The 23,184-nt window shown below is 63.5% G+C and carries 27 protein-coding genes; 15 read left to right on the top strand and 12 right to left on the bottom strand.

Translation table 11 applies throughout. From position 1 onward, the window contains the following. Nucleotides 1-15 precede the first annotated feature (15 nt). From rsmG to ABIC03_RS35135, 6 genes are all read right to left on the bottom strand, one after another. Nucleotides 16-789 (bottom strand): 16S rRNA (guanine(527)-N(7))-methyltransferase RsmG, encoded by a 774-nt coding sequence (gene rsmG, locus ABIC03_RS35110; protein ID WP_354064959.1) that lies wholly within the window; start codon nucleotides 787-789, stop codon nucleotides 16-18. A 7-nt stretch (nucleotides 790-796) separates the two neighbouring features. Continuing rightward, nucleotides 797-2,677, bottom strand: a complete 1,881-nt coding sequence (mnmG, locus tag ABIC03_RS35115) for a tRNA uridine-5-carboxymethylaminomethyl(34) synthesis enzyme MnmG (RefSeq protein ID WP_354064961.1) — start codon at nucleotides 2,675-2,677, stop codon at nucleotides 797-799. A gap of 372 nt (nucleotides 2,678-3,049) precedes the next feature. Beyond that, the gene (mnmE, locus tag ABIC03_RS35120) at nucleotides 3,050-4,408 is read right to left on the bottom strand and encodes a tRNA uridine-5-carboxymethylaminomethyl(34) synthesis GTPase MnmE (RefSeq protein WP_354064963.1); all 1,359 of its coding nucleotides are present in this window, start codon (nucleotides 4,406-4,408) and stop codon (nucleotides 3,050-3,052) included. A 311-nt stretch (nucleotides 4,409-4,719) separates the two neighbouring features. Beyond that, nucleotides 4,720-5,985, bottom strand: coding sequence for a transcription termination factor Rho (rho, locus tag ABIC03_RS35125; RefSeq protein ID WP_007598612.1), 1,266 nt, complete (start codon nucleotides 5,983-5,985; stop codon nucleotides 4,720-4,722). Between the two features lie 246 nt (nucleotides 5,986-6,231). After that, nucleotides 6,232-6,666 carry a protoporphyrinogen oxidase HemJ gene (hemJ, locus tag ABIC03_RS35130; RefSeq protein ID WP_027514824.1) on the bottom strand — a complete coding sequence of 145 codons (435 nt, stop codon included), beginning with the start codon at nucleotides 6,664-6,666 and terminating at the stop codon, nucleotides 6,232-6,234. A gap of 176 nt (nucleotides 6,667-6,842) precedes the next feature. Beyond that, nucleotides 6,843-7,058: a hypothetical protein gene (locus ABIC03_RS35135; RefSeq protein WP_354064965.1), complete on the bottom strand. Its 216-nt coding sequence runs from the start codon at nucleotides 7,056-7,058 to the stop codon at nucleotides 6,843-6,845. Between the two features lie 66 nt (nucleotides 7,059-7,124). On the opposite strand from ABIC03_RS35135, the gene ABIC03_RS35140 reads away from it, so the two are divergent. From ABIC03_RS35140 to dnaQ, 4 genes are read left to right on the top strand one after another with little or no spacing between them, the layout of a single operon-like run. Then, nucleotides 7,125-7,964 (top strand): pyruvate, water dikinase regulatory protein, encoded by an 840-nt coding sequence (locus ABIC03_RS35140; protein WP_018459640.1) that lies wholly within the window; start codon nucleotides 7,125-7,127, stop codon nucleotides 7,962-7,964. 18 nt (nucleotides 7,965-7,982) lie between these two features. Then, entirely contained in the window at nucleotides 7,983-8,591 is a 609-nt protein-coding gene (locus ABIC03_RS35145) for a Maf family nucleotide pyrophosphatase (RefSeq protein ID WP_275168983.1), read from the top strand. Nucleotides 8,592-8,614: 23 nt separating this feature from the next. Beyond that, complete coding sequence (gene coaE / locus ABIC03_RS35150) at nucleotides 8,615-9,214, top strand: dephospho-CoA kinase (protein WP_275169152.1); 600 nt, start codon at nucleotides 8,615-8,617, stop codon at nucleotides 9,212-9,214. 28 nt (nucleotides 9,215-9,242) lie between these two features. Further along, nucleotides 9,243-9,959, top strand: coding sequence for a DNA polymerase III subunit epsilon (gene dnaQ, locus ABIC03_RS35155; protein ID WP_275168982.1), 717 nt, complete (start codon nucleotides 9,243-9,245; stop codon nucleotides 9,957-9,959). Here dnaQ and secB read toward each other — a convergent pair. Then, complete coding sequence (gene secB / locus ABIC03_RS35160; RefSeq protein ID WP_275168980.1) at nucleotides 9,956-10,438, bottom strand: protein-export chaperone SecB; 483 nt, start codon at nucleotides 10,436-10,438, stop codon at nucleotides 9,956-9,958. The two genes, dnaQ and secB, sit on opposite strands and share 4 nt — an antisense overlap. 414 nt (nucleotides 10,439-10,852) lie before the next feature. On the opposite strand from secB, the gene ABIC03_RS35165 reads away from it, so the two are divergent. Genes ABIC03_RS35165 through ABIC03_RS35175 form a run of 3 tightly spaced genes read left to right on the top strand, consistent with a single transcriptional unit; the run spans nucleotide 10,853 to nucleotide 13,639 of the window. Further along, nucleotides 10,853-11,548 (top strand): Tim44/TimA family putative adaptor protein, encoded by a 696-nt coding sequence (locus tag ABIC03_RS35165; protein WP_027566245.1) that lies wholly within the window; start codon nucleotides 10,853-10,855, stop codon nucleotides 11,546-11,548. Next, nucleotides 11,526-13,052, top strand: a complete 1,527-nt coding sequence (gene mltA / locus ABIC03_RS35170) for a murein transglycosylase A (RefSeq protein ID WP_354064969.1) — start codon at nucleotides 11,526-11,528, stop codon at nucleotides 13,050-13,052. The genes ABIC03_RS35165 and mltA overlap by 23 nt, the downstream gene beginning before the upstream one ends. Continuing rightward, nucleotides 13,049-13,639: a Smr/MutS family protein gene (locus tag ABIC03_RS35175; RefSeq protein WP_354064971.1), complete on the top strand. Its 591-nt coding sequence runs from the start codon at nucleotides 13,049-13,051 to the stop codon at nucleotides 13,637-13,639. The genes mltA and ABIC03_RS35175 overlap by 4 nt, the downstream gene beginning before the upstream one ends. A gap of 52 nt (nucleotides 13,640-13,691) precedes the next feature. Here the strand turns inward: ABIC03_RS35175 and ABIC03_RS35180 are convergent, their stop codons facing one another. From ABIC03_RS35180 to hslV, 5 genes are read right to left on the bottom strand one after another with little or no spacing between them, the layout of a single operon-like run. Then, nucleotides 13,692-14,816 carry a hypothetical protein gene (locus ABIC03_RS35180; RefSeq protein WP_354064973.1) on the bottom strand — a complete coding sequence of 375 codons (1,125 nt, stop codon included), beginning with the start codon at nucleotides 14,814-14,816 and terminating at the stop codon, nucleotides 13,692-13,694. Between the two features lie 28 nt (nucleotides 14,817-14,844). Beyond that, entirely contained in the window at nucleotides 14,845-16,149 is a 1,305-nt protein-coding gene (hslU, locus tag ABIC03_RS35185; protein ID WP_354064975.1) for an ATP-dependent protease ATPase subunit HslU, read from the bottom strand. Between the two features lie 52 nt (nucleotides 16,150-16,201). Continuing rightward, nucleotides 16,202-16,819 carry a DUF2585 domain-containing protein gene (locus tag ABIC03_RS35190; protein ID WP_354064977.1) on the bottom strand — a complete coding sequence of 206 codons (618 nt, stop codon included), beginning with the start codon at nucleotides 16,817-16,819 and terminating at the stop codon, nucleotides 16,202-16,204. Further along, a complete protein-coding gene (locus ABIC03_RS35195; protein ID WP_354064979.1) occupies nucleotides 16,816-17,301 on the bottom strand; it encodes a GNAT family N-acetyltransferase in 486 nt (161 codons plus the stop codon). Before ABIC03_RS35195 ends, ABIC03_RS35190 begins: the two co-directional genes overlap by 4 nt. Nucleotides 17,302-17,304: 3 nt before the next feature. Continuing rightward, nucleotides 17,305-17,865, bottom strand: coding sequence for an ATP-dependent protease subunit HslV (gene hslV / locus ABIC03_RS35200; RefSeq protein ID WP_354064981.1), 561 nt, complete (start codon nucleotides 17,863-17,865; stop codon nucleotides 17,305-17,307). 202 nt (nucleotides 17,866-18,067) lie between these two features. On the opposite strand from hslV, the gene hisB reads away from it, so the two are divergent. The 8 genes from hisB to ABIC03_RS35240 all read left to right on the top strand — a co-directional run bounded on the left by hisB (nucleotide 18,068) and on the right by ABIC03_RS35240 (nucleotide 23,173). After that, entirely contained in the window at nucleotides 18,068-18,661 is a 594-nt protein-coding gene (gene hisB, locus ABIC03_RS35205) for an imidazoleglycerol-phosphate dehydratase HisB (protein ID WP_354064983.1), read from the top strand. A 66-nt stretch (nucleotides 18,662-18,727) separates the two neighbouring features. Then, complete coding sequence (locus ABIC03_RS35210) at nucleotides 18,728-19,258, top strand: DUF2628 domain-containing protein (RefSeq protein ID WP_275168967.1); 531 nt, start codon at nucleotides 18,728-18,730, stop codon at nucleotides 19,256-19,258. After that, nucleotides 19,255-19,905 (top strand): imidazole glycerol phosphate synthase subunit HisH, encoded by a 651-nt coding sequence (gene hisH / locus ABIC03_RS35215; protein WP_354064986.1) that lies wholly within the window; start codon nucleotides 19,255-19,257, stop codon nucleotides 19,903-19,905. The genes ABIC03_RS35210 and hisH overlap by 4 nt, the downstream gene beginning before the upstream one ends. Then, nucleotides 19,893-20,639 (top strand): 1-(5-phosphoribosyl)-5-[(5-phosphoribosylamino)methylideneamino]imidazole-4-carboxamide isomerase, encoded by a 747-nt coding sequence (gene hisA, locus ABIC03_RS35220; RefSeq protein WP_354064988.1) that lies wholly within the window; start codon nucleotides 19,893-19,895, stop codon nucleotides 20,637-20,639. Before hisH ends, hisA begins: the two co-directional genes overlap by 13 nt. A gap of 10 nt (nucleotides 20,640-20,649) precedes the next feature. Continuing rightward, entirely contained in the window at nucleotides 20,650-21,426 is a 777-nt protein-coding gene (gene hisF / locus ABIC03_RS35225) for an imidazole glycerol phosphate synthase subunit HisF (protein WP_007604055.1), read from the top strand. Nucleotides 21,427-21,526: 100 nt separating this feature from the next. Then, the gene (locus ABIC03_RS35230; RefSeq protein ID WP_007598445.1) at nucleotides 21,527-21,853 is read left to right on the top strand and encodes a phosphoribosyl-ATP diphosphatase; all 327 of its coding nucleotides are present in this window, start codon (nucleotides 21,527-21,529) and stop codon (nucleotides 21,851-21,853) included. Nucleotides 21,854-21,873: 20 nt separating this feature from the next. Further along, nucleotides 21,874-22,830, top strand: a complete 957-nt coding sequence (gene coaA, locus ABIC03_RS35235; RefSeq protein WP_027514807.1) for a type I pantothenate kinase — start codon at nucleotides 21,874-21,876, stop codon at nucleotides 22,828-22,830. Between the two features lie 103 nt (nucleotides 22,831-22,933). Continuing rightward, nucleotides 22,934-23,173, top strand: a complete 240-nt coding sequence (locus ABIC03_RS35240; protein ID WP_275168963.1) for a hypothetical protein — start codon at nucleotides 22,934-22,936, stop codon at nucleotides 23,171-23,173. Nucleotides 23,174-23,184 lie beyond the last annotated feature (11 nt).

The raw sequence follows: 23,184 nt of genomic DNA on the forward strand, positions 1-23,184 counted from the left end.
TCAGCCCGTGACGCCTCACCCGCGCCGCTCGACGGAAGCCAGCTCGACGATCCAACCGTCGCCTGTTCGGCTTTGGTGGAGCTGCGGCTGAATATTCCAATATTTAGTAGCTTCGGTCAATTCAGACTCTACATCTTGACCCTTGAGAAACAACGCTTTTGCGCCCTGGCGCATCAGCGGCTCCGCAAAGCCGATAAGTTGATGTAGCGGAGCCAGCGCACGCGCGGTGACGCAATCGACCGGGCCGGTGATTCTATCCACATTATCCCCGATCTCAGCGAGATGTACGACTCCGGGAGATGTAGTTATGCGGACGGCTTCGCGCAGGAAGGCCGCCTTCTTGGCGATTCGCTCGACCAGATGGACGCTCGCGCCGGCCGTTCCTGCCATGGCGCAGGCCAGGATGATTCCGGGAAAGCCGCCGCCGCTGCCGAGGTCGGCCCAGCGTTGGGCGGACGGGGCGAGAGCGACGAGCTGAAGCGAATCGGCGATGTGCCGGGTCCAGAGATGCGGCAATGTCGAGGGCGCGACTAGGTTGGTCTTGGCCTGCCACTCCCGGAGCAGTGCGATGTAGCGATCGAGCCGGGCCTCGGTTTCATGTGAAACGGGCGCGAGCTTGAGCGCCGCAACCTTGTCGGCCGCGATCACGGCGTCCAGGGATCGATCGTTGGCGCTGGCCTTGTCGATCTTCGGCCGGGTTGGCGCCGGGTCGGAGCGACGACCGGCACCCTCACCCGCCGGGGGTTTTCCTGATGACGATCTGCCGCCGCCCGGCCCGCGCTGTTTCACGTGAAACCTATGCGATTGCTTTGGAAGTCTTCCGCGCTTCGCGGCGAAGATAGGCCGCAAGGATACCGAGGGCCGCCGGCGTCATGCCGTCGATTCGACCGGCTTGGCCAACGGTGAACGGCCGCGCCTTCTCCAGTTTGGCCCTCACCTCGTTGGAGAGACCGGGGACCTGCTGGTAATCGACGTCGGACAGCACCATCCCCTCGTCTCGCCTGAAGGCTTCCACGTCGGCGCTCTGGCGCTCCAGATAGACGTCGTACTTCGCGTCGATCTCGAGATGGGTGGCAATGACGGGATCAATGGCGGCGAGCTCCGGCCAGATCGCACGGACCTGGCTCCAGCCGATGTCGGGATAGGCCATCAGCTCGAAGGCCGACCGCCGCTGGCCGTCCCGGTTCAGGGACAGACCGTGCTTGATCGCTTCGTTCGGAGTGATCGTGAGCGACTTCGAGAGCGTCCGGGCGGCGTTCAGGGCGTCCATCTTGGCGCGATGATGCACGGTCCGGGCGCTCCCGACGCATCCCAACGCGATGCCCTTCTCGGTCAAACGCTGATCGGCATTGTCGGCCCTCAGCGTCAGCCGGTACTCGGCCCTGGAGGTGAACATCCGATAGGGTTCGCTGATGCCGCGGGTGACGAGGTCGTCGATCATGACGCCGAGATAGCCCTCCGCCCGGTCGAACACCGTCAGCGCGGCGCCGCTCGCCGCCAACGCCGCGTTCAGCCCGGCCACGATGCCCTGGCCGGCGGCTTCCTCGTATCCGGTCGTGCCGTTGATCTGCCCGGCCAGGAACAAGCCGCGCAGACGCTTGGTCTGGAGGGTCGGATCGAGCTCACGGGGATCGACGTGGTCGTATTCGATGGCATAGCCCGGCCGGACCATCTTCACTCGCTCCAGGCCGGGAATGGTTGCGAGGATGGCGAGCTGAACGTCCTCCGGCAGCGAGGTCGAGATGCCGTTGGGATAGACAGTGCTGTCGTCGAGCCCTTCCGGCTCCAGAAAGATCTGGTGACCGTCGCGATCGCCGAAGCGAACGATCTTGTCCTCGATCGAGGGGCAATAGCGCGGTCCGGAGCTCTTGATCTGGCCGGAGTACATCGGAGAGCGATGGACATTGGCCCGGATCACGTCGTGGGTGGCGGAATTGGTCCGGGTGATCCCGCACTGGATCTGCGGCGTCGTGATCCGATCGGTCATCACCGAAAACGGCTCCGGAGGCTCGTCCCCCGGCTGCCTTTCGACCGCCGACCAGTCGATCGTCGTGCCGTCTAGACGCGGCGGAGTCCCTGTCTTCAGCCGTCCAAGCGTGAACCCGGCGCGCTCGAAGGAGGCTGAAAGACCCATTGCCGGCGCCTCGCCAACCCTGCCGGCCGGCCAGTTCTTCTCTCCGAGATGGATCAGACCGCGGAGGAAGGTGCCGGTGGTGACGACGACAGCCCCTGCCCGAAGTTCGCGGCCGTCTGCCAGGCGCAGGCCGGTCACCCGCCCCTCGACCACGATCAGCTCTTCCGCCTCGCCTTCGACAACGGAAAGACCCTCGGTCTCCCGGATCGCTGCCTGCATCGCGGCGGCATAGAGCTTCCGGTCGGCCTGCGCGCGCGGACCACGGACCGCGGGGCCCTTACGGCGATTGAGGACGCGAAATTGGATGCCGCCGGCGTCGCCGACCCGGCCCATCACACCATCGAGCGCGTCGACCTCGCGAACCAGATGGCCCTTGCCGAGGCCGCCAATGGCGGGATTGCAGGACATCGCGCCGACCGTGGAGAAACGATGCGTCACCAAAGCGGTCGCCGCGCCCATCCGGGCTGAGGCCGCCGCAGCCTCACAGCCGGCGTGGCCGCCGCCAATCACGATGACGTCGAAGCTCTCTCGCTCTGTTCGCATGGGCGGACTTCTAACTCACAGGCAGGGAAGCCGGAAGTGGAAACTGGAGGGGGCGGTTGTTTCACGTGAAACGAGGCAAGGGGAGCCCAAGTGTTTTCCGCAAAAACAACCCCATGCACAGTAGAATGGCCCTTGGAAAGATTACCATTTTTAGTGAGGGGAAAATGGGGATTATGAAGGGAAACGCGTGGTCCGTAGGTCGCAACCCGTGAGGGGGACGATTGGAAAGGCCAACGGCAGAGCCGTACTCCCGACATTGCGCCCCTTCCGCACACCAGCTCCTTAAAGGCGCCATCGCGGAACAGCGCCGGCTGCGTTTCACGTGAAACGAAGAATTGGAACAAAGGCTAGTTCTACAATGAAGAACTAGTTCTACTTTCCAACACAGAATTTCTGGAAAATGGCCCCAAGGACGTCCTCGACATCCACCCGACCCAGCAGCCGGCCCAAGGCATAGGCGGCGGCGCGCAGCTCTTCGGCGGCAAGCTCCTCGCCGTCTTCTACAAGCTCTAGACTCCGGCGCAAGCTGTCCGACGCCCGGCGCAGCAAATCCCGCTGCCGGGCCCGGGTTACCAACGCGCCCTCGGTTGTTCCGAAAAACTCGGCGGCGAATTTCACCAGGGCATCGACCAGCTCGGGAATGCCGTCCCCCCGGCTCGCCGCAATTCCGAATTCACCGCGCAGGCCGACGTCCTCGACCCCGCCGAGATCGATCTTGTTGCGCACGATCCAGACCGAGCCGCCGGAGGGACTGCTTGCGTTGCCAGACTTCCCCAGCAGCGGCATCGCGGCTTGGTCGACGGCGCGCCCAGCCTCCACCAGCCACAATACGAGGTCGGCGTCTTCGGCTCGCGCTCGCGCCCGGCGTACACCCTCCTGCTCGACCGGATCGTCAGTCTCGCGAATGCCGGCGGTGTCGATCACCGTGACGGGGTAGCCATCGAGATCGAGCTGCACCTCGATCACATCGCGTGTCGTGCCGGCATGCGGCGAGACGATCGCGACGTCGCGGCGCGCGAGCTGGTTGATGAGCGTCGACTTGCCGACATTCGGCTCGCCGGCGATCGCGACCACCAAGCCGTCGCGCAAACGTTCAGCTTGTCCCTGTGCCGCAAGGACTTCTGCGATTTCGTCGTGCAGCGCACTGATCGCCTTCACGGCAGGCGCCATCAACTCGGCGGGTACATCGCCCTCGTCGGAGAAATCGATGCCGGCCTCGATCAGAGCCGAAGCCTCGATGATGCGCTCGCGCCAGTCGCGCGCGCGATTGCCGAGGAGGCCCTGCAACTGCCTTAACGCCTGGCGGCGCTGGCGGTCGGTGTCGGCATGAATGAGATCGTCGAGGCCCTCCGCCTCGGTCAGATCGAGCTTGCCGTTCTCGAAGGCGCGCCGGGTGAATTCGCCGGGCTCGGCGGCCCGCATATTCGGAATGGCGGACATAGCGGTGAGGAGTGCGGCCAGCACCGCGCGACCACCATGGACGTGAAATTCGGCGACGTCCTCGCCAGTCGCGCTGGCGGGGCCTGGAAACCACAACACCACCGAATCGTCGATCGGCCGGCCCGCGCCGTCATGAAGCAGCCGGCGGCTGGCCTGTCTCGGCGCCGGCAGCTTGCCCGCCAGCGTCGTCAGCGCCAGGCTGGCGCATGGCCCGGAGACGCGCACCACCGCAAGCGCGCTTGGCGGACGGCCGGACGACAGTGCAAAGATCGTGTGGTCTCGCGGATGCATGGCCTATTTGTCCGGCTGACAGGAAAAAGGCAAACGTCCGTTTTGGCCGACAAATCGCGTGATTTTGCTGCACCAATTCCTGCAGCAAAACCTATGTTGCGATGCACCAATTCGCGAGCGTCTGCTGCAAAAGCCACTCCCAACGGAATGAGCAGCGCTCCTCTATCAAATCATTCAACAACTATATCAATATGTTAGACGACATGTAGTCCAAGCGACGAAAACCCCGCCGTGTTGCACCTTCGCTGCAGCAAAGCCGCACAACGAAAAAAGGGCGCCCGGAGGCGCCCTTTGATCATGTTGCACTGCAATCAGGTGTTCATCGAGTCGAAGAACTCGGAATTGCTCTTGGTCGAGCGCAGCTTGTCGAGCAGGAAGTCGATTCCGTCCATCGTCCCCATCGGGTTCAGGATGCGGCGGAGCACGTACATCTTCTTCAGGACCACCGGATCGGTGATCAGCTCTTCCTTGCGGGTGCCGGAGCGCGAAATGTCGATCGCCGGGAAGGTCCGCTTGTCCGAAACCTTGCGGTCGAGGATCAGCTCCGAGTTGCCGGTGCCCTTGAACTCTTCGAAGATGACTTCGTCCATGCGGCTGCCGGTATCGACCAGCGCGGTCGCGATGATCGTCAACGAGCCGCCCTCTTCGATGTTGCGGGCGGCGCCGAAGAACCGCTTCGGCCGCTGCAGCGCGTTGGCATCGACACCGCCGGTCAGCACCTTGCCCGATGACGGCACCACCGTGTTGTAGGCGCGGCCGAGGCGCGTGATGGAGTCCAGCAGGATCACGACGTCGCGGCCATGTTCGACCAGACGCTTGGCCTTCTCGATCACCATCTCAGCGACCTGGACGTGGCGCACCGCCGGCTCGTCGAAGGTCGAGGACACCACCTCGCCCTTCACCGAGCGCTGCATGTCCGTGACTTCTTCCGGACGTTCGTCGATCAGGAGCACGATCAGATAGCACTCGGGATGATTATGCGCGATCGAATGCGCGATGTTCTGCATCAGCACGGTCTTGCCCGTGCGCGGCGGCGCGACGATCAGCGCGCGCTGGCCCTTGCCGATCGGCGCGACGATGTCGATAACCCTTGCAGACAGGTCTTTCCGCGTCGGGTCGTCGATTTCCATGCGGAAGCGCTGATTCGGAAACAGCGGCGTGAGGTTGTCGAAATTGACCTTGTGCTTGGCCTTTTCCGGGTCCTCGAAATTGAGCGTGTTGACCTTCAGCAACGCGAAATAGCGCTCGCCCTCTTTCGGGCTACGGATGTGGCCTTCGATGGTATCGCCGGTGCGCAGGCCAAAACGGCGGATCTGCGAGGGCGAAACGTAAATGTCGTCCGGTCCCGGCAGATAATTCGCATCGGGGGAGCGGAGGAAGCCGAAGCCATCGGAGAGAACCTCGACGACGCCTTCGCCGACGATGTCGGTCTCAGCGAGCGCAAGCTGCTTGAGGATGGCGAACAGCAGCTCCTGCTTGCGCATGGTGCTGGCATTCTCGACCCCGTTCTCTTCCGCGAACGAGACGAGCTCGGCCGGCGTCTTCGACTTGAGGTCCTGGAGTTTGATTTCCCGCATTGGGGTGGTCCTGTGGGGTAACCTGGGGAGGGGGTGCGAGGAGGCTCTGAAATGCGGACGCGAAAAGGCAAGGTCCGCAGGTCTGGCAAGGAGAGTGCCGGTGAGGCTTCAAACCTGATGGGGTGTCCGGCCTCTGGAAAGCTCAGACACAACCACATCCGCCTGCGTTGGGTGGGATATTGCTAATATAGAAAATCGCCTCACACTCCGCAAGCAGAAGCACTGAGCGATTGTTCACGACCCTGCCTAGAACGGCTTCACGATCACCATGATGACGATCAGAATCATCAAGGCAGTCGGCACTTCGTTGATAATCCGATAGAATTTCTGACTCCGGGGGCGTCGGTCCGCCGCGAAATCCTTCAACCAGCGCGAAAAAAAGCCGTGGACCGCGGACATCGCTAGGACCAGTGCCAGTTTTACGTGCAGCCAGCCGAAAGTGAACCAGTGTCCGGCCCAGGCGAGATAAAGCCCGGCGAGCCAGGTCACGATCATGGCGGGGTTGATGATGGCCTTGAACAGCCGCCGTTCCATGACCTTGAACGTTTCCGACTGCTTCGAGCCGATTTCGGCCTCGCAATGATAAACGAATAGCCGTGGCAAATAGAGCATGCCCGCCATCCAGGAGATGACGGCGATCACATGCAGCGCCTTGATCCAGAGATAGACGTCTTCAAACATGTCTGGGGTCCGGATTCCTGCCCAGCGGAGGGGAACGCTGGGGATAGTAAGGAGTCGTTAAGGTCTTGCCTGCACACATATCCGTCCGTAGCGCCCTTCTCCAATAAGAATCTTAGATTCTTAAGGTTTGAGTCTATGTGACGGTGAATTGGACTCACACATTTCCGTCCGCCCGTTCACACGCGCTTGTTCACATCCATCAACATATCCCTGATCGCTCTGGCCGCTCTCGATAAGTCGGTCAGCTTCAAAGGCTTGCGCGTTTCTGTCGGCAGCTTATCAAGAGGGTTATCGACGCAATCCCGTTTCCCTTTCGGCAGGGCGTCGAAGTTGTTCTCAGGGGCAGTGGTGTGAAGAAAATCGGCACTTGTCCCGCCCCCGGTGTCGCACATCCCTTTCCGAGCGGTTAAGGTCCACAGAAATCCACAAACCACACCGACTTCATACAAAGGGCTTTTGTGCCGACCTCGAACAATTATTTCCATCTGCACCTCGTGTCCGATTCCACCGGTGAGACGCTGATCACGGTCGCGCGCGCCGTTGCCGCCCAGTACGCCAACGTCACGCCGGTCGAACACGTCTATCCGCTGGTGCGCAGCCAGAAACAGCTCGATCGCGTGCTCGACGAGATCGAGGAAGCACCGGGAATCGTATTGTTCACGCTGCTCGAGAAGGATCTGGTCTCCAGGCTCGAGGACAAGTGCAAAGGAATCAATGTTCCGAGCTTGTCGATCATCGGCCCGGTGATGCAGTTGTTCGAGGCCTATCTCGGAGCTGCCACGACCGGCCGGGTCGGCGCCCAGCACGTGCTCAACGCCGAATACTTCAAGCGCATCGACGCGTTGAACTACACGATGATCCACGATGACGGCCAGCATGTCGAAGGGCTCGACGATGCGGACGTGGTGCTCGTCGGTGTCTCCCGCACCTCCAAGACCCCGACGTCGATCTATCTTGCCAACCGAGGCATCCGCACTGCCAACGTGCCGCTGGTTCCCGGCATTCCGGTGCCGTCGCAATTGGAAACGTTGACGCGACCGCTGGTGGTGAGCTTGCATGCGACGCCAGAACGCTTGATCCAGGTGCGCACGAACCGCTTGCTCTCCATGGGCGCCGATTCCAGCAGCGACACCTATACCGACAAGCAGTCGGTCGCCGAGGAGGTCGCATTTGCCCGCAAGCTGAGCGCCAAGCACGATTGGCCGCTGCTCGACGTCACGCGGCGCTCGATCGAGGAAACCGCCGCGGCGATCATGAAACTCTACAGCGATCGCCAGCGTAACCGGCCTTCTGAATAGTTTTGGGATAGTTTCGCGATGGGTCTGTGGCTCGGCAAATCTTCGTTGATCCTGGCCTCGCAGAGCAGCGCGCGAAAGATGCTGCTGGCGAATGCCGGGCTCGAGTTCAAGGCGATCACGGCTGATATCGACGAGCGCGAGATCCAGGCCGCCTCCGGGCTTTCTGATCCGCGCGAGATTGCCCTGCTGCTGGCGCGCGAAAAGGCCAAGGCAGTCTCGACCCATCACGCCGGAAGCACCGTCATCGGTGCGGATCAAACGCTGGCGCTTGGCGATCGCCTCTTCAACAAGCCTGCGGGCCGCGCCCAGGCGCTGGCGCAACTGCGCGATCTCTCCGGCCATAGCCATGAGCTGAATTCCGCCGTGGCGATAGCACGCGACGGCGAGATCATCTTCGAGGACATCTCGGTCGCGCGCCTCACCATGCGGCAGATGACGGAGGCCGAGCTTTCGGCCTATCTCGACATCGCCGGCGATGCCGTCACCACCAGCGTCGGAGGCTATCAGCTCGAAAGCCTGGGTATCCATTTGTTCGAGCGCATCGAGGGCGACCACTTCACCATTCTCGGTTTGCCGCTGCTGTCGCTGCTTGCGTTCCTGCGGCGCGAGCGGCTAGTTGCGGTGTGAATGGCAGATATGGCTGGGTGCTGATGCGGATCCTGGGACTGACCGGCTCGATCGGGATGGGCAAATCGACCACCGCGAAATTATTCGCGGAGGCTGGCGTCCCTGTCTACGATGCCGATGCGGCCGTCCATCAGCTCTATGAGGGTGAGGCTGCGCCCGCGATCGAGGCGGCCTTCCCCGGCACCACCGCGAACGGCAAGGTCGATCGGCCAAAACTCTCGGCGCGTGTGGTGCACGATCCTGCCGCCATCAAGCAGCTGGAGCAGATCGTCCATCCGATGCTAGGCGCTTCCCGGAAGAAATTCTTCGCTGACGCCGAAGCCGCCAACGCGCCGGTGGTGGTGCTGGACATTCCACTGCTGTTCGAGACGGGCGGCGAGACGAGGGTCGATGCCGTGGTCGTCGTAACCACGTCTCCGGAACTGCAGCGCGAGCGCGTGCTGGCGCGCGGCACCATGGACGAGGCCAAGCTCGACGCCATCATCGCCAAGCAGACACCCGACGCGGAAAAGCGCAAGCGTGCCGATTTCGTGGTGGATACGTCACACGGACTCGAGCCGGTGCGCGCCCAAATCGCGCACATCCTGGCTGAGGTCGTTAAGATGCCGCAGCGGCGCGCCTGATTCGCCGCCTGACACGGCTTTTCAGATCATGCGCGAAATCGTTCTCGACACCGAAACCACCGGCCTCGACCCGCTGCGGGGAGACCGCCTGGTCGAAATCGGCTGCGTCGAGATGCTCAATCGCATGCCGACGGGACAAAGTTTCCACGTCTACATCAATCCCGAAAGGGATATGCCAGCAGAAGCTTTTGCGGTGCACGGGCTGTCGGCCGAGTTTCTGGCGACGAAGCAGCTGTTCCACGAGGTCGTCGACGATTTTCTGGAATTCATCGGCGACGCGCCGCTGGTGATCCACAATGCCTCGTTCGACATCAGCTTCATCAATGCCGAGCTCGACCGGATCAAGCGCGCGGCGATCCCGCGCGAGCGGCTGGTCGATACGCTGCTGCTGGCACGGCGCAAGCATCCCGGCGTGTCGAACCGGCTCGACGATCTCTGCTCACGCTATGCGATCGACAATTCACGCCGCACCAAGCACGGCGCATTGCTCGACGCCGAGTTGCTTGCGGAAGTCTATGTGGATCTGGTCGGGGCGCGGCAATCGCAGCTGCTGCTGGCTTCGGAATCCGAGGAAACTCGCGCCAATGGGGCTGCCGATGCGCCCCGGCGTCAACGGCCGGCGCCGCTTCCACCGCGGATTTCAGACGCCGAGCGCGAGGCCCACCGGGCCTTCATCGCAACGCTCGGCGACAAGGCGATCTGGAACGAGTTCTTGCCCGCTCCAGCGGTCGCTTCGGCTGGTTAAGCCTGGCCGCCCGGCTGAGCGGCCATTTGCCGCTCCATGTTCTGACGATAGAGGCCGACGAAGTCGACCGGATCCAGCATCAAAGGCGGGAACCCGCCGTCGCGCACGGCAGTGGCGATGATCTCACGGGCGAACGGGAACAGCAGGCGCGGGCATTCGATCATGACCAGCGGATGCAAATTGTCCTTCGGCACGTTGGAGATGCGGAACACGCCGGCATAGGCGAGCTCGAACGAGAACATGATCTTGCCGGCGGTCTCGGCCTTGCCCTCGACTGACAAAGTCACCTCGAACTCCTGTTCGCTGAGGTTGTTGGCGCTGACATTGATCTGGATGTTGATCTGGGGCGGCTGGCTCTGCTGCTGGAGCGAGCTGGGCGCATTCGGGTTTTCGAAGGAGAGGTCCTTGGTATATTGCGCCAGGACGTTGAGCTGGGGAGCCTGGGCCGCCTCGGGAGGGGTGCCGTTACCGTTGGTCATAAGAGTGTCTCCTTACCCGATTGGGCTGAATTTCGCGGCGGTTGGCTAACATAGGGCTACCTCGTTCCACAAGGACGAACGGTCCCGGATGGGGAATTCCGGCCACGCCCACAACTGTGGCGTCCATCCCACCGATCCAGCGCAACCGCGGCTTAAACGATTGAAGATGCGCGATTTCCGGGCAGGATCGGGTTTCCCCTTAAGCATAAAACGCGCTACACTCGGTGCTGTGCCAAAAGGCGCCATTGGCCGGGCAAGATTTCGTGCCTACATCCCACGGACCTGACGCGCGGACCCGAAATGGTGATGTAGACTTGCCGTTCCGGTATGGAACGGTCTACTGGCCGGATCGATTTTCCCGGCACGACCCTTCGAGACGGCCCCTTCTACAGACGACCAGAAAGCGAATACGACGTGGACATCTACACCATCATCTTCCTGGCGCTGGCGGTCTTCATCTTTCTGAGGCTGCGCAGCGTGCTGGGGCAGCGCACCGGCAACGAGCGGCCGCCGTTCGACCGCAACGCGCTCCAGGGTGCCCAGGACAAGAACGTCGTCACCATGCCGGGCAAGGTCATCGACCAGGCCCCCTTGGCGCCGACGGCCGAGCCGACCCCGCCCTCCGACCGCTGGAAGGGCCTGACCGAGCCGGGCACCGTGCTCGCCCAGGGTCTCGACTCCATCGTCGAAAAGGATTCCACCTTCGATCCGCGCCATTTCATCTCCGGCGCCCGCGGCGCCTATGAGATGATCGTGCTGGCCTTTGCCAATGGCGACCGCCGCGCGCTGCGCGACCTGCTGTCGTCGGAGGTCTATGAAAGCTTCGACGCCGCGATCAAGGAGCGCGAGAAGAACGAGCAGAAGACCGAGACGCGCTTTGTCTCGATCGACAAGGCCGAGCTCGTCGGCGCCGAGCTGCGCGACCGCACCGCCCAGCTCACGATCCGCTTCGTCTCGCAGATGATCTCGGCCACCCGAGACAAGGCCGGCAACATCGTCGACGGCAGCGCCGACACGGTCGCCGACATCACCGACATCTGGACTTTCGCCCGCGACATCACCTCTCGCGATCCGAACTGGAAGCTGGTTGGCACCGGAAGCGCGAATTAAGGTTTTCCTGAAGACCAGCGCGACGGCGCTTTGCGCAGGTGCCGTCGCGCTGTCGTCGTTTTCACTCGGCGCCGAGGCGGCGCGGCGCCACTATCGCAGCCATCACCATCATCTCCCGGAATTGCCTGCCGCGCCGTCGCGCGCCTTGCCGTATCCGCAGCTTCCCCTGCCGTTCGAGATTCCCGGCGCGCAATATCTGCCGCTGGCCTGGGCCGACGTGAAGGGCTGGAGCGACGACAATCATCTCGCCGCCTACAAGCCCTTTCGCGCGAGCTGCCGTCCAATCAGCGCGCAGACCGGCGCTCCCGAACCCAAGGCTTTAGGCGCCTCGCTGGGCGAACCCTGCCGGGTCGCCAAGTCGCTCGAGCTTGCCGACGACGCCAAAGCCAAAACCTTCTTCGAAGAGAATTTTGCACCGCTGCGGATCTCGCGCCTCGGCGAGCCCGACGGTTTCGTCACCGGCTATTACGAGCCGGTGCTGGAGGGATCGCGCACGCAGACCGAGGTCTACAACGTCCCGGTCTATCGCCGCCCCTCGAACCTGTTCGTGCGCGGCTACAAGCAGGATTCGGTCAGCCTGCCCAACAAGGGCCCGGTCTATCGCAAGATCGGCCGCCGCAAGCTCGTACCCTATTATGACCGCGCCGAGATCGAGGACGGCAAGATCGCCGGCCGCGGACTCGAGATCGCTTGGCTGAAGGACCCGACCGATCTGCTGTTCGCCCAGATCCAGGGCTCGGCGCGGATCAAGTTCGACGACGGCGGCACGGTCCGGCTCAATTACGACGCCTATAACGGCTATGCCTACACGGCGGTCGGTCGCATCCTGATCGAGCGCGGCATCATTCCGAAGGAAGAGATGTCGATGCAGAAGATCAGGGAGTGGATGGCCCAGACCCCTGACGGTGCCAGGGAGCTGCGCCGCCAGAACCGCTCCTACATCTTCTTCCGCGAGGTCAATCTGTCCGACAAGGAAGAGGCGGTCGGCGCGCAGGGCATTCCGCTGACGGCCGGACGTTCGATCGCGGTCGACAAGTCGCTCCACGTCTACGGCACTCCGTTTTTTATCGAAGGCGAGCTCCCGATCGATTCCGAACGCGCGAAGACGCCGTTCCATCGGTTGATGATCGCGCAGGACACCGGCTCGGCCATCATCGGGCCGGCGCGCGCAGATCTCTATTTCGGCGCGGGTCAGGAGGCCGGCCGCGTCTCCGGGCGGCTGCGCCATGCCATGCATTTCGTGATGCTGGTGCCGAAGGGCCTCGATCCCACGGCGCGCGGCGCGCGGCTGCCTGTGCCGGATCCGCGGCCCTCGGAGAAAATTGCAAAACTGTTTCCGCAAACCGATCCTGCGAAGGACAAGCCGGCGGCAGCCGTGGCGCAAAGCAAGAGCGAGACGGTCGCTGTCGCTGGTCCAGTCCCGCTGCCGGTGCCGCGTCCCGTGATCGAGCCAGTTCAGGAGCCGCGGCGGCCGGTGAAAAGTCGTTCCCATCGGCAGCAATGAAGCGATCGTCCCGTCCGCCCGTGCTGGAGCCTCGTCCCTCGCCGCGCCGTCGCGCGCTGAGCGAAGAAGAGCGCGCGCTGTGGGATACGATCGCAAAGCAGGTCAAGCCGCTGAGGAAGCCTCGTGCGGCGAAGGCGCAAGCTGCGCCGCGCTCTGAGCCTTCCCCCGCAGCGCCCGCCACGCGGCCTGCGCCATCGCCACGTCCGATTGCCGCTGCCCCGGCGGCGCGTGCAGCGAAGCCGGCGGTGCCGCCGCTGGCGCCGCTCGGCAAGCGCGAGCGCACCAAGTTGTCGCGCGGGCGCAGCGAGATCGAGGCGCGGCTCGATCTGCACGGCATGACCCAGATGCGGGCCCATCGCGCTCTGAGCGGCTTCCTGCACCGCGCGCATCATGACGGCCTGACTTTCGTGCTCGTCATCACCGGCAAGGGCCGCAGCGGCGGCGAAAGCGGTGTGCTCCGCCGTCAGGTGCCGGAATGGCTGAGCCTGCCGGAATTCCGCGCGTTCGTCGTGGGGTTCGAAGAAGCCGGTATCGGCCATGGCGGCGAGGGCGCGCTTTACGTGCGGATCAGGCGGGCGAGATATTAGGGAGCATGATCCGGAAAAGTGGGCCCCGGTTTTCCGACCGGATCATGCTTGGCTAGAAAGGCCGCACGATTCCGACGCGCGGGATCAGCGTGAGGATCAGACCGAAGATATTTGTCTTCTGATCTTCCGCCGGAATCAGCGGCGTCTCGCGAACTGCGGGTAGCATCTTCACCGCGTGCAGGATCAGGAACATGCAGACCGCCCAGTTCGAGATCCAGCGCGAATAGTCGAACACCATCGCGAACATCACGAGACAGGCGAGGCTGACGCCGGCGAGCGCCGCGACCACGAGACGGCGATGCGTGTCGTTTGCGAGCGCGCCGATCAGGTCCGCAAAATAGCGCCACAGCGGAGTGTGCAGCCAGATCAGCAGCAAGAACACGGGCACGCCGAGGATGTTGTGCGGTAGGCGGCCCCAGGTGTCGGAAATCTCCTTCGCCAGCGGCTGATACCAGATGTAGGCAAACTGCAGCAGGTCGGTCCGGGACGGATCGGCCATCCGGCTCTTCAGATAGGCGACGAAATCCGCCTCCGGGATCGGCATCGTTCCCCAAAATTGCGCGGCGAAGAACAGCGCGGAGACGGCAAGCAGGGCGATGATACCGAACGCGACATTGGTGCGATCGCAGCCGTGCGTCAGATAATGCCTGATCATGACGATGGTGATGATGGTCGGCACATACATCAGGAGATGGATGTGGTGGATCAGGACGAGAACGATCGAGAACAGCGCAGCCAGCGCCACGAACAGCAGCGAGCCGGCCGGCACCAGCAGCAGGACGATCGCCAGCGCGCAGCCATAGATGTCGAAATGACCGAGCGTGTGCATGAAGTTCTTGAGGAAGAACGGCGAGCCCGCGATGAAGACGAACAGCGGCAATGTCTTCGCGGTGAAGCCGAACGTCGTCTGGAATAGTCTTGCGTACAGTCCCAGCGTCACCAGCCATGTCGCGCCGCCGAGCGCGAACACCAGCCATAGCGGCACCTTGTCGGTGAACAGCGCGACGATCGCCCCGATCAGCGCGCGCTTGATGAAGCCGAAATGATAGTCGACGAGGAGGTGGATGTAGGGGACGTAAGGCGGCAGATGGATCTTGTGAACGAAGACGCCGACGATGATCGCGGCGTTGACGGCGAGCAGGATGCGCCAGGGGTTTTGCAGGATGCGTGCGGTCACGCCGCATCCATAGCGCGGCCGCCCGGATTTACAAAATGAACCGGCTCAAATCGGCGTTCTTGGCGAGGTCGCCGACGTGCTTCTGCACGAAATCGGCATCGACCCTGACGGTCTCGCCGCTGCGGTCGGGGGCGGTGAAGGAGATCTCGTCCAGCACCCGCTCCATCACGGTCTGCAGCCGCCGCGCGCCGATGTTCTCGACGGTGGAATTGACGGCCACTGCGACGTCCGCCAGCGCGTCGATGGCGTTGTCGGTGATGTCGAGCGTGACGCCCTCGGTCTGCATCAGCGCGATATATTGCTTGATCAGCGAGGCCTCGGGCTCGGTCAGGATGCGACGCATGTCGTCGCGGGTCAGCGCCTGCAGCTCGACGCGGATCGGCAGGCGGCCCTGCAGTTCCGGCAACAAATCGGACGGCTTGGCGACGTGGAAGGCGCCGGAGGCAATGAACAGGATGTGGTCGGTCTTCACCGCGCCGTGCTTGGTCGAGACCGTGGTGCCCTCGATCAGCGGCAGCAGGTCGCGCTGCACGCCCTCGCGCGAGACGTCGCCGCCGGCGCGGCCTTCGCGGGCGCAGATCTTGTCGATCTCGTCCAGAAACACGATGCCGTTGTTCTCGACCGCGCTGATCGCCTCCAGCGTCAACTGATCGCTGTCGAGCAGCTTGTCGGATTCCTCGTTGACGAGGATCTCGTGCGAGCTCTCCACCGTCAGCCGCCGCGTCTTGCTGCGTCCGCCCAGCTTGCCGAAGATGTCGCCGATCGAGACCGCGCCCATCTGCGCGCCGGGCATGCCCGGGATCTCGAACATCGGAAAGCCGCTGCCGCCGCCTTGCGTCTCGATCTCGATTTCCTTGTCGTTGAGCTCGCCCGCGCGCAGCTTCTTGCGGAAGGAGTCCCGCGTCGCCGCGCTGGAATTGGCGCCGACCAGGGCGTCGAGGACGCGCTCCTCGGCGGCGAGCTGCGCGCGTGCCTGCACGTCCTTGCGCTTGCGCTCGCGGACCTGGGCGATCGCGACCTCGACGAGATCGCGCACGATCTGCTCGACGTCGCGGCCGACATAGCCGACCTCGGTGAATTTCGTTGCTTCCACCTTCAGGAACGGCGCGTTGGCCAGCTTGGCGAGCCGCCGCGCGATCTCGGTCTTGCCGACGCCGGTCGGGCCGATCATCAAAATGTTCTTCGGCAGCACCTCCTCGCGCAAGGAACCTTCGAGTTGCTGCCGCCGCCAGCGGTTGCGCAGCGCGATCGAGACGGCGCGCTTGGCATCGGCCTGGCCGACGATGAAACGGTCGAGTTCGGAAACAATTTCGCGGGGGGAGAAGTCTGTCATGGGACCTTAGCTAGGATCAGATGCGGGGCGGGACAAGCCGCTTTTTTTGCCGTCAGATGATCGGCGGACCCGATTGCCATTGTTTCACGGCTTCGATCGGATGGATCAGCATCAGGATATTGAGCGTCAGATTGTCGCGAATATGGAGCGCCAGCATGATTTCGAAGGCGAGCCCGAGCAGAACGGTCACTGATACAGGCAGCAGGCGCGCCGCGAGGAAGCCCAGCATCATGGACAGATTGTCAGAGACCGAATTGACGATGCTGTCGCCGAAATAATCCAGCGAGATCGTGCCGGCGCGGTAGCGTTCGATGATGAAAGGCGAGTTCTCGACGATCTCCCAGGCGCCTTCGATCAGCATTGCGATGATCAGGCGCGCGGGCCAGGATAGAGACACGAATGGCAGCCGCGCGAACAGCAGCCAAGTCAAGCCATAGAACAGGAAGCCGTGCAGGATGTGCGAGAAGGTGTACCAGTCGGCGATGTGCTGCGAATTTTCCGAGCTGTTCACCACGCCATGCCACAGCTTGACGTAGCCGCAGGTGCAGATCGGCACCCGGCCCATCGCGAGCAGGATCGAGGCCTGCATCGCCAGCAGCAGCAGCGCGATGCCGACCCAGGCGAGCGGCGGAAACGCGGCCCTGCTCTCATGCGTGGTTGCCAGCGTCATGGCGCGCGCACCATCAGCAGCGCCGGGCCGTCGGGCGTCTCGACGATGCGGTCGCGGACAAAGCCGGCCTTCTCATAGGCACGCACGGCGCGCGCGTTGAGCGGATCAGGATCAGTGACGATGCGCGGCAGGCCCTGCCGCAACTGCGCGTCGGCGAATTGGCGGATGAATGCCGAACCGTGCCCGCGCCCGATCATGCCGCTTTCGCCGATGAATTGATCGATGCCACGGGTGCCCTCCGGTTGCGGCCCAAGACCCGTATTCCAGGCGGTCAGGCGGTAGCATTGAAGATAGCCGAACAGCTTGCGGTCGGCCAACACGATGAACTGGTCCATTGCAGGCTCATCAAGATCGCCGCTCACGAGCGCGAACTGCTCGTCCGGATCGCCCCACCAGTCCCGCACATGTGCCTCGCCCAGCCATCGCCGGATCAGCGGCAGGTCGTCCGCGGTCATCGGGCGGAAGGTGTAGGCGAGGGCCAAGTCCTACCCGGCCGACAGCGCTTCGACGGTTACATTGCGGTTGGTGTAGACGCAGATGTCGGCGGCGATGTCGAGGGAGCGGCGGACGATGGTCTCGGCGTCCTTGTCGGTGTCGAGCAGGGCGCGGGCGGCTGCCAGCGCGTAATTCCCGCCGGAGCCGATCGCCATCACGCCGGCTTCGGGCTCCAGCACGTCGCCGGTGCCTGTCAGCACTAGGGAGACGTCCTTATCGGCCACGATCATCATGGCCTCCAGCCGCCGCAAATAACGGTCGGTGCGCCAGTCCTTGGCGAGCTCGACCGCGGCCCGGGTCAATTGCCCCGGATATTGCTCGAGTTTGGCTTCCAGACGCTCAAACAGCGTGAAGGCGTCGGCCGTTGCGCCGGCAAAGCCGCCGATGACGTCGCCCTTGCCGAGTTTCCGGACCTTCCGGGCGTTGTGCTTGATCACGGTCTGGCCGATCGAGACCTGGCCGTCGCCGCCGACCACCACCGTGCCGCCCTTGCGGACCGTCAAAATCGTGGTGCCGTGCCAGACCGGCGAGCTGTTCTGGGAAGCCTGCATGAATGATCCTCGTTGTCCGGCCTGATTTAGGCGGTCGGGGCCAAGGGGACAACTGGCGCACAACGGGCCGCTCCGGGACCAATTTCGCTCACTATAGGCAGAAGTAGAGGCCCGGCCAGCCGTTCCCGCAGTAGCGAAGGCGTCATTTGGCTGTTAAAAGACCGGCGTTTTCGGCCCCGAACGAGGATGAAAGCTAGTTTTGATGCGCACCGCGACGATCAAGCGCAAGACCAAGGAAACCGACATCGAGGTCACCGTGAACCTCGATGGCTCCGGCGTGTCCAATATCGCGACCGGCATCGGTTTTTTCGACCATATGCTCGATCTCCTCGCCCGCCATTCCCGCATCGACCTCACGGTCAAGGCGGTCGGCGATCTGCACATCGATCATCACCATACCACCGAAGACACCGGCATCGCGCTCGGCCAGGCCGTCAAGCAGGCGCTCGGCAACATGGCGGGCATCACCCGCTATGCTGGCGTGCACATGCCCATGGACGAGACGCTGTCGCGCGTGGTCATCGACATCTCGGGCCGCCCGGTTCTGGTGTTCAAGGTCGACTTCCCCCGCGACAAGATCGGCGAGTTCGACACCGAGCTGGTGCGCGAGTGGTTCCAGGCCTTTGCCATGAACGCTGGCGTGACTCTTCACGTCGAGACCCTATATGGCGATAACAGCCACCATATCGCCGAGTCCTGCTTCAAAGGTCTGGCACGGGCGCTGCGGACGGCCATTGCGATCGACCCGAAGACGGTGGGCGAAATCCCCTCCACTAAGGGCTCGCTCGGCGGCTGACGTCTTTCGGCCGGCGGCGCGCGCCGCTTGCGGTATCACTGAATTCCTAGGGAACGGGGCATCGCCATGTCCGTCTACACAGTTCATGCTCCCTCACCTGCCGGAGCCGATCTGCGCGCGACCGACAAGTTCGTCTTCGTGCGCGATGGCTTCCATTTCTGGGCGATGATCTTCGGACCGTTCTGGCTGCTGTGGAATCGGCTGTGGCTGGCGCTGATCGGCTGGCTGATCTTCGTTGCCGCCTTCAATGTCGGGCTGTCCAGCCTCGGCGTCGGCCGGTCGTCGATCTTCTTCGCCGACGTCATCGTCGCGCTCCTGATGGGATTCGAGGCCTCCAGCCTGCGCCGCTGGACGCTGTCGCGCGGTAAATGGCGGCAGCTCGACGTGGTCATTTCCGACGATGAGGATACCGCCGAGCACCGCTTCTTCGAGCGCTGGAGCCAGAAGCAGCGCGGCATCGTCAACGATCAATGGGCCGTCGATCGCGGCGGCCCGCCGCCGACCCGCAACGTGCCGGGTCAGCAATTCTCCAATCCGCCGCCGATGCCGGCGGGTGGCATCATTGGTTTGTTTCCAGAACCGGGAGGGTCAAGATGAGCGTCGCCATCATCGATTACGGTTCCGGCAATCTGCATTCGGCCGCCAAGGCGTTCGAGCGCGCCGCGCGCAGCATGGACAACCCGCAAAAGGTGTTCGTCACCAGCGATCCGGACCAGGCCTACAGCGCCGACCGCCTGGTGCTGCCGGGCGTCGGTGCCTTCGCCGATTGCCGGCGCGGGCTCGATGCCGTCAACGGCATGGTCGAGGCGATCACCGAAGCGGTGCGCGTCAAGGCGCGGCCGATGTTCGGCATCTGTGTCGGCATGCAGTTGTTCGCCACCCGCGGCAAGGAGCATGTCATCACGCAAGGCCTGAACTGGATCGGCGGCGACGTCGAGAAGATCACGCCACGCGACGAGAGCCTGAAGATCCCGCACATGGGCTGGAACACGCTCGATGTGCTGCGCGAGCATCCGGTGCTGGACAGGCTGCCGCTCGGCCCCAAGGGCCAGCACGCCTATTTCGTGCACTCCTACCACCTCAACGCCGCCAACGAGGCGGACGTGCTCGCGCGCGCCGATTACGGCGGGCCTGTCACCGCGATCGTCGGCAAGGATACCGCCATCGGTACACAGTTTCACCCCGAGAAGAGCCAGCGCTTTGGTTTGGCCCTGATCTCGAACTTTTTGCGATGGAAACCGTGATTCTCTTTCCCGCGATCGACCTCAAGAACGGCCAATGCGTGCGCCTCGAACAGGGCGACATGGCGCGCGCGACGGTGTTCAATCTCAATCCCGCCGCGCAGGCGGCGAGCTTCGTCGCGCAGGGCTTTGAGTATCTCCACGTCGTCGATCTCGACGGCGCGTTTGCCGGCAAGCCGGTCAACGCGCAGGCCGTCGAGGCGATGCTGAAGACGATCACGATTCCGGTGCAGCTCGGTGGCGGCATTCGCGATCTCGCGACTGTCGAAGCCTGGCTCGACAAGGGCATCACCCGTGTCATCATCGGCACCGCCGCGGTGCGCGACCCCGAATTGGTGAAGGCGGCCGCCAGGGAATTCCCCGGCCGCGTCGCGGTCGGGCTCGATGCACGTGACGGCAAGGTTGCGGTCGAAGGCTGGGCTGAGACCTCGCAGGTGACGGTGCTGGAGATCGCACGGCGTTTCGAGGATGCCGGCGTGGCCGCCATCATCTTCACCGACATCGCGCGCGACGGCCTGCTCAAGGGCCTGAATCTCGACGCGACCATCGCGCTGGCGGATGCGATCTCGATTCCCGTGATTGCCTCCGGCGGCCTCGCCTCGATCGAGGACGTCAAGGCGATGCTGACCCCGCGCGCCAAGAAGCTCGCCGGCGCGATCGCCGGCCGCGCGCTCTATGACGGCCGGCTCGATCCCGCGTCCGCCCTCAACCTGATCCGCAACGCGCGCGCCGCCTAGGAGACATCCAATGTTCAAGGTGCGCGTGATCCCCTGCCTCGACGTCAAGGACGGCCGCGTCGTCAAGGGCGTCAACTTCGTCGATTTGCGCGATGCCGGTGACCCCGTTGAAGCGGCGATCGCTTATGACGCCGCCGGCGCCGACGAGCTCACCTTCCTCGACATCACCGCGACCCATGAGAATCGCGGCATCATGCTGGACGTAGTCCGGCGCACCGCTGAAGCCTGTTTCATGCCCGTGACCGTGGGCGGCGGCGTCCGTGAGGTCAACGACATCAAGACCCTCCTGCGCGCGGGCGCCGACAAGGTCTCGATCAACAGCGCCGCGGTGTCGCGGCGTGAGTTCGTCAAGGAAGCCGCCGAGAAATTCGGCGGGCAGTGCGTGGTGGTTGCGATCGACGCCAAGCGGGTCAAGCGCGCCGGTGGCGGAGAGCGCTGGGAGATATTCACCCATGGCGGCCGCAACTCGACCGGCATCGACGCCATCGAATATGCCCAGGAGGTGGTCTCGCTCGGCGCCGGTGAAATCCTGCTCACCTCGATGGACCGTGACGGCACGCGGCAGGGTTTTGACATCCCGCTGACCCGGGCGATCGCCGACAGCATTCCCGTTCCCGTGATCGCCTCGGGCGGCGTCGGTAATCTCGACCACCTCGTCGACGGTATTCGCGACGGCCACGCCACCGCCGTGCTGGCTGCCTCGATCTTCCACTTCGGGGAATTCACCATCCGCGAAGCCAAGGAGCACATGTCCCGGCGCGGGCTGCCCATGCGCCTCGATGCCTGACGACTCCCGTCCATAAAAATGCTACATGATCGGCGGGGAGCGAATTATCCCGCCGGATAGACGGCCAATACCGGCCAAGGCGCGTTTTCCGAGTATTTGTATGCCGCGTTTCACGATTCACGATCTGGCCGAGACCATCGACGCCCGCGCGGCAGCGGGTGGCGAGGCGTCCTATACCCGCAAGCTCCTCGACAAGGGCGCCGAACATTGCGCCAAGAAGTTCGGTGAGGAAGCAGTCGAAACCGTAATCGCAGCAGTCGAAAACGATCGCGCGCATCTGATCGCCGAAGGCGCCGACCTGCTCTACCATTTCCTTGTGCTGCTCAAGGCCCGCGGCGTAAAGCTGGAAGAGGTCGAGGCCGCATTGGACAAGCGGACCAATATGTCAGGGTTGGAAGAAAAGGCGTCGCGCAAGGGCGGCAGCTAGCCGAGGTGGAGAATCGCGTCATGGATATCCGCGCACCCGAGCAGCAGTATAATCCGTACCGCGTCTATACGCGCGAGGAGTGGTCGCGACTCCGCGACGACACGCCGATGACGCTGGAGCCGGGCGAGTTCGACCGGCTGCGCTCGCTGCACGACCGCCTCGACTTGCAGGAAGTCGAGGACATTTACCTGCCGCTGTCGCGCCTGCTGTCGATCTATGTCGATGCGATGCAGCGGCTTTATTACGCGGAGCGCCAGTTCCTCAACATCCGCGACCGCAAGATGCCCTACATCATCGGCGTCGCCGGTTCGGTCGCGGTTGGAAAATCCACCACGGCCCGCGTGCTTCAGGCGCTGCTGGCGCGCTGGTCGCCGCGCCCCAAGGTCGAGCTGATCACCACCGACGGATTTCTGTACCCCAACGCCGTGCTGGAGCGGCAGGGCATCATGCAGAAGAAGGGTTTTCCGGAGAGCTACGACCTGCCGTTGCTGCTCAGCTTCCTCTCCGACATCAAGGCCGGCCGCCGCCATGTGCGCGCGCCGGTCTATTCGCATTTGACCTACGACATCGTGCCGAACCAGTGGGCCGAGATCGACCAGCCCGACATCCTGATCGTCGAGGGCGTCAACGTGCTGCAGACCGGCAAGCTGCCGCGTGACGGCAAGGCCGTGCCCGTGGTGTCCGACTTCTTCGATTTCTCGGTCTATATCGACGCCGACGAGGCCGCGCTACGGCAGTGGTACATCCGGCGCTTCCTGTCGCTGCGCGACACTGCGTTCACGAATCCGAAATCCTACTTCAACCGCTACGCGCTGTTGTCGGACGAGGAGGCCACCGCCACCGCGATCGCGATCTGGGAACGCACCAACCTTGCCAATCTCGAGGACAATATCCTGCCGACCCGCCCCCGCGCGACCCTGATCCTGAAGAAGGGCGCCGACCACACGGTGTCGAGCGTGGCGCTGAGGCGGCTGTAACAGCCTTGATGAACGCGGCTCTTTAAATTTCGGGCTGAGTATCTTTTGTTGCAGACCGGCGAGGGGTAGTTGGCTATGGCTTTCGGAAACGCACACGGGCCCCATGGTTGATCGTCTCAGAAGCGCTGCCGAGCATCTCGAAGCACCGATATGCCCGGACTGCCATATCGAGATGAAGTGGTTCCGTTCCGAGCTGCTGGCGGACGAGCCGACCCCGATCATCGCGCATCTCTTCGTGTGTCCACATTGTAAGCGCGCGGTCCAGGCAGACACCAAATTCAAGGGCACGGCAGTGCCGCCGGCCAAGCTGTCCGCGCCGCGCTTTGCTGCTCACGCCGCCTAGCATTCGGCGTC

The sequence above is a fragment of the Bradyrhizobium sp. RT6a genome, assembly GCF_040547675.1.
Taxonomy (GTDB): domain Bacteria; phylum Pseudomonadota; class Alphaproteobacteria; order Rhizobiales; family Xanthobacteraceae; genus Bradyrhizobium.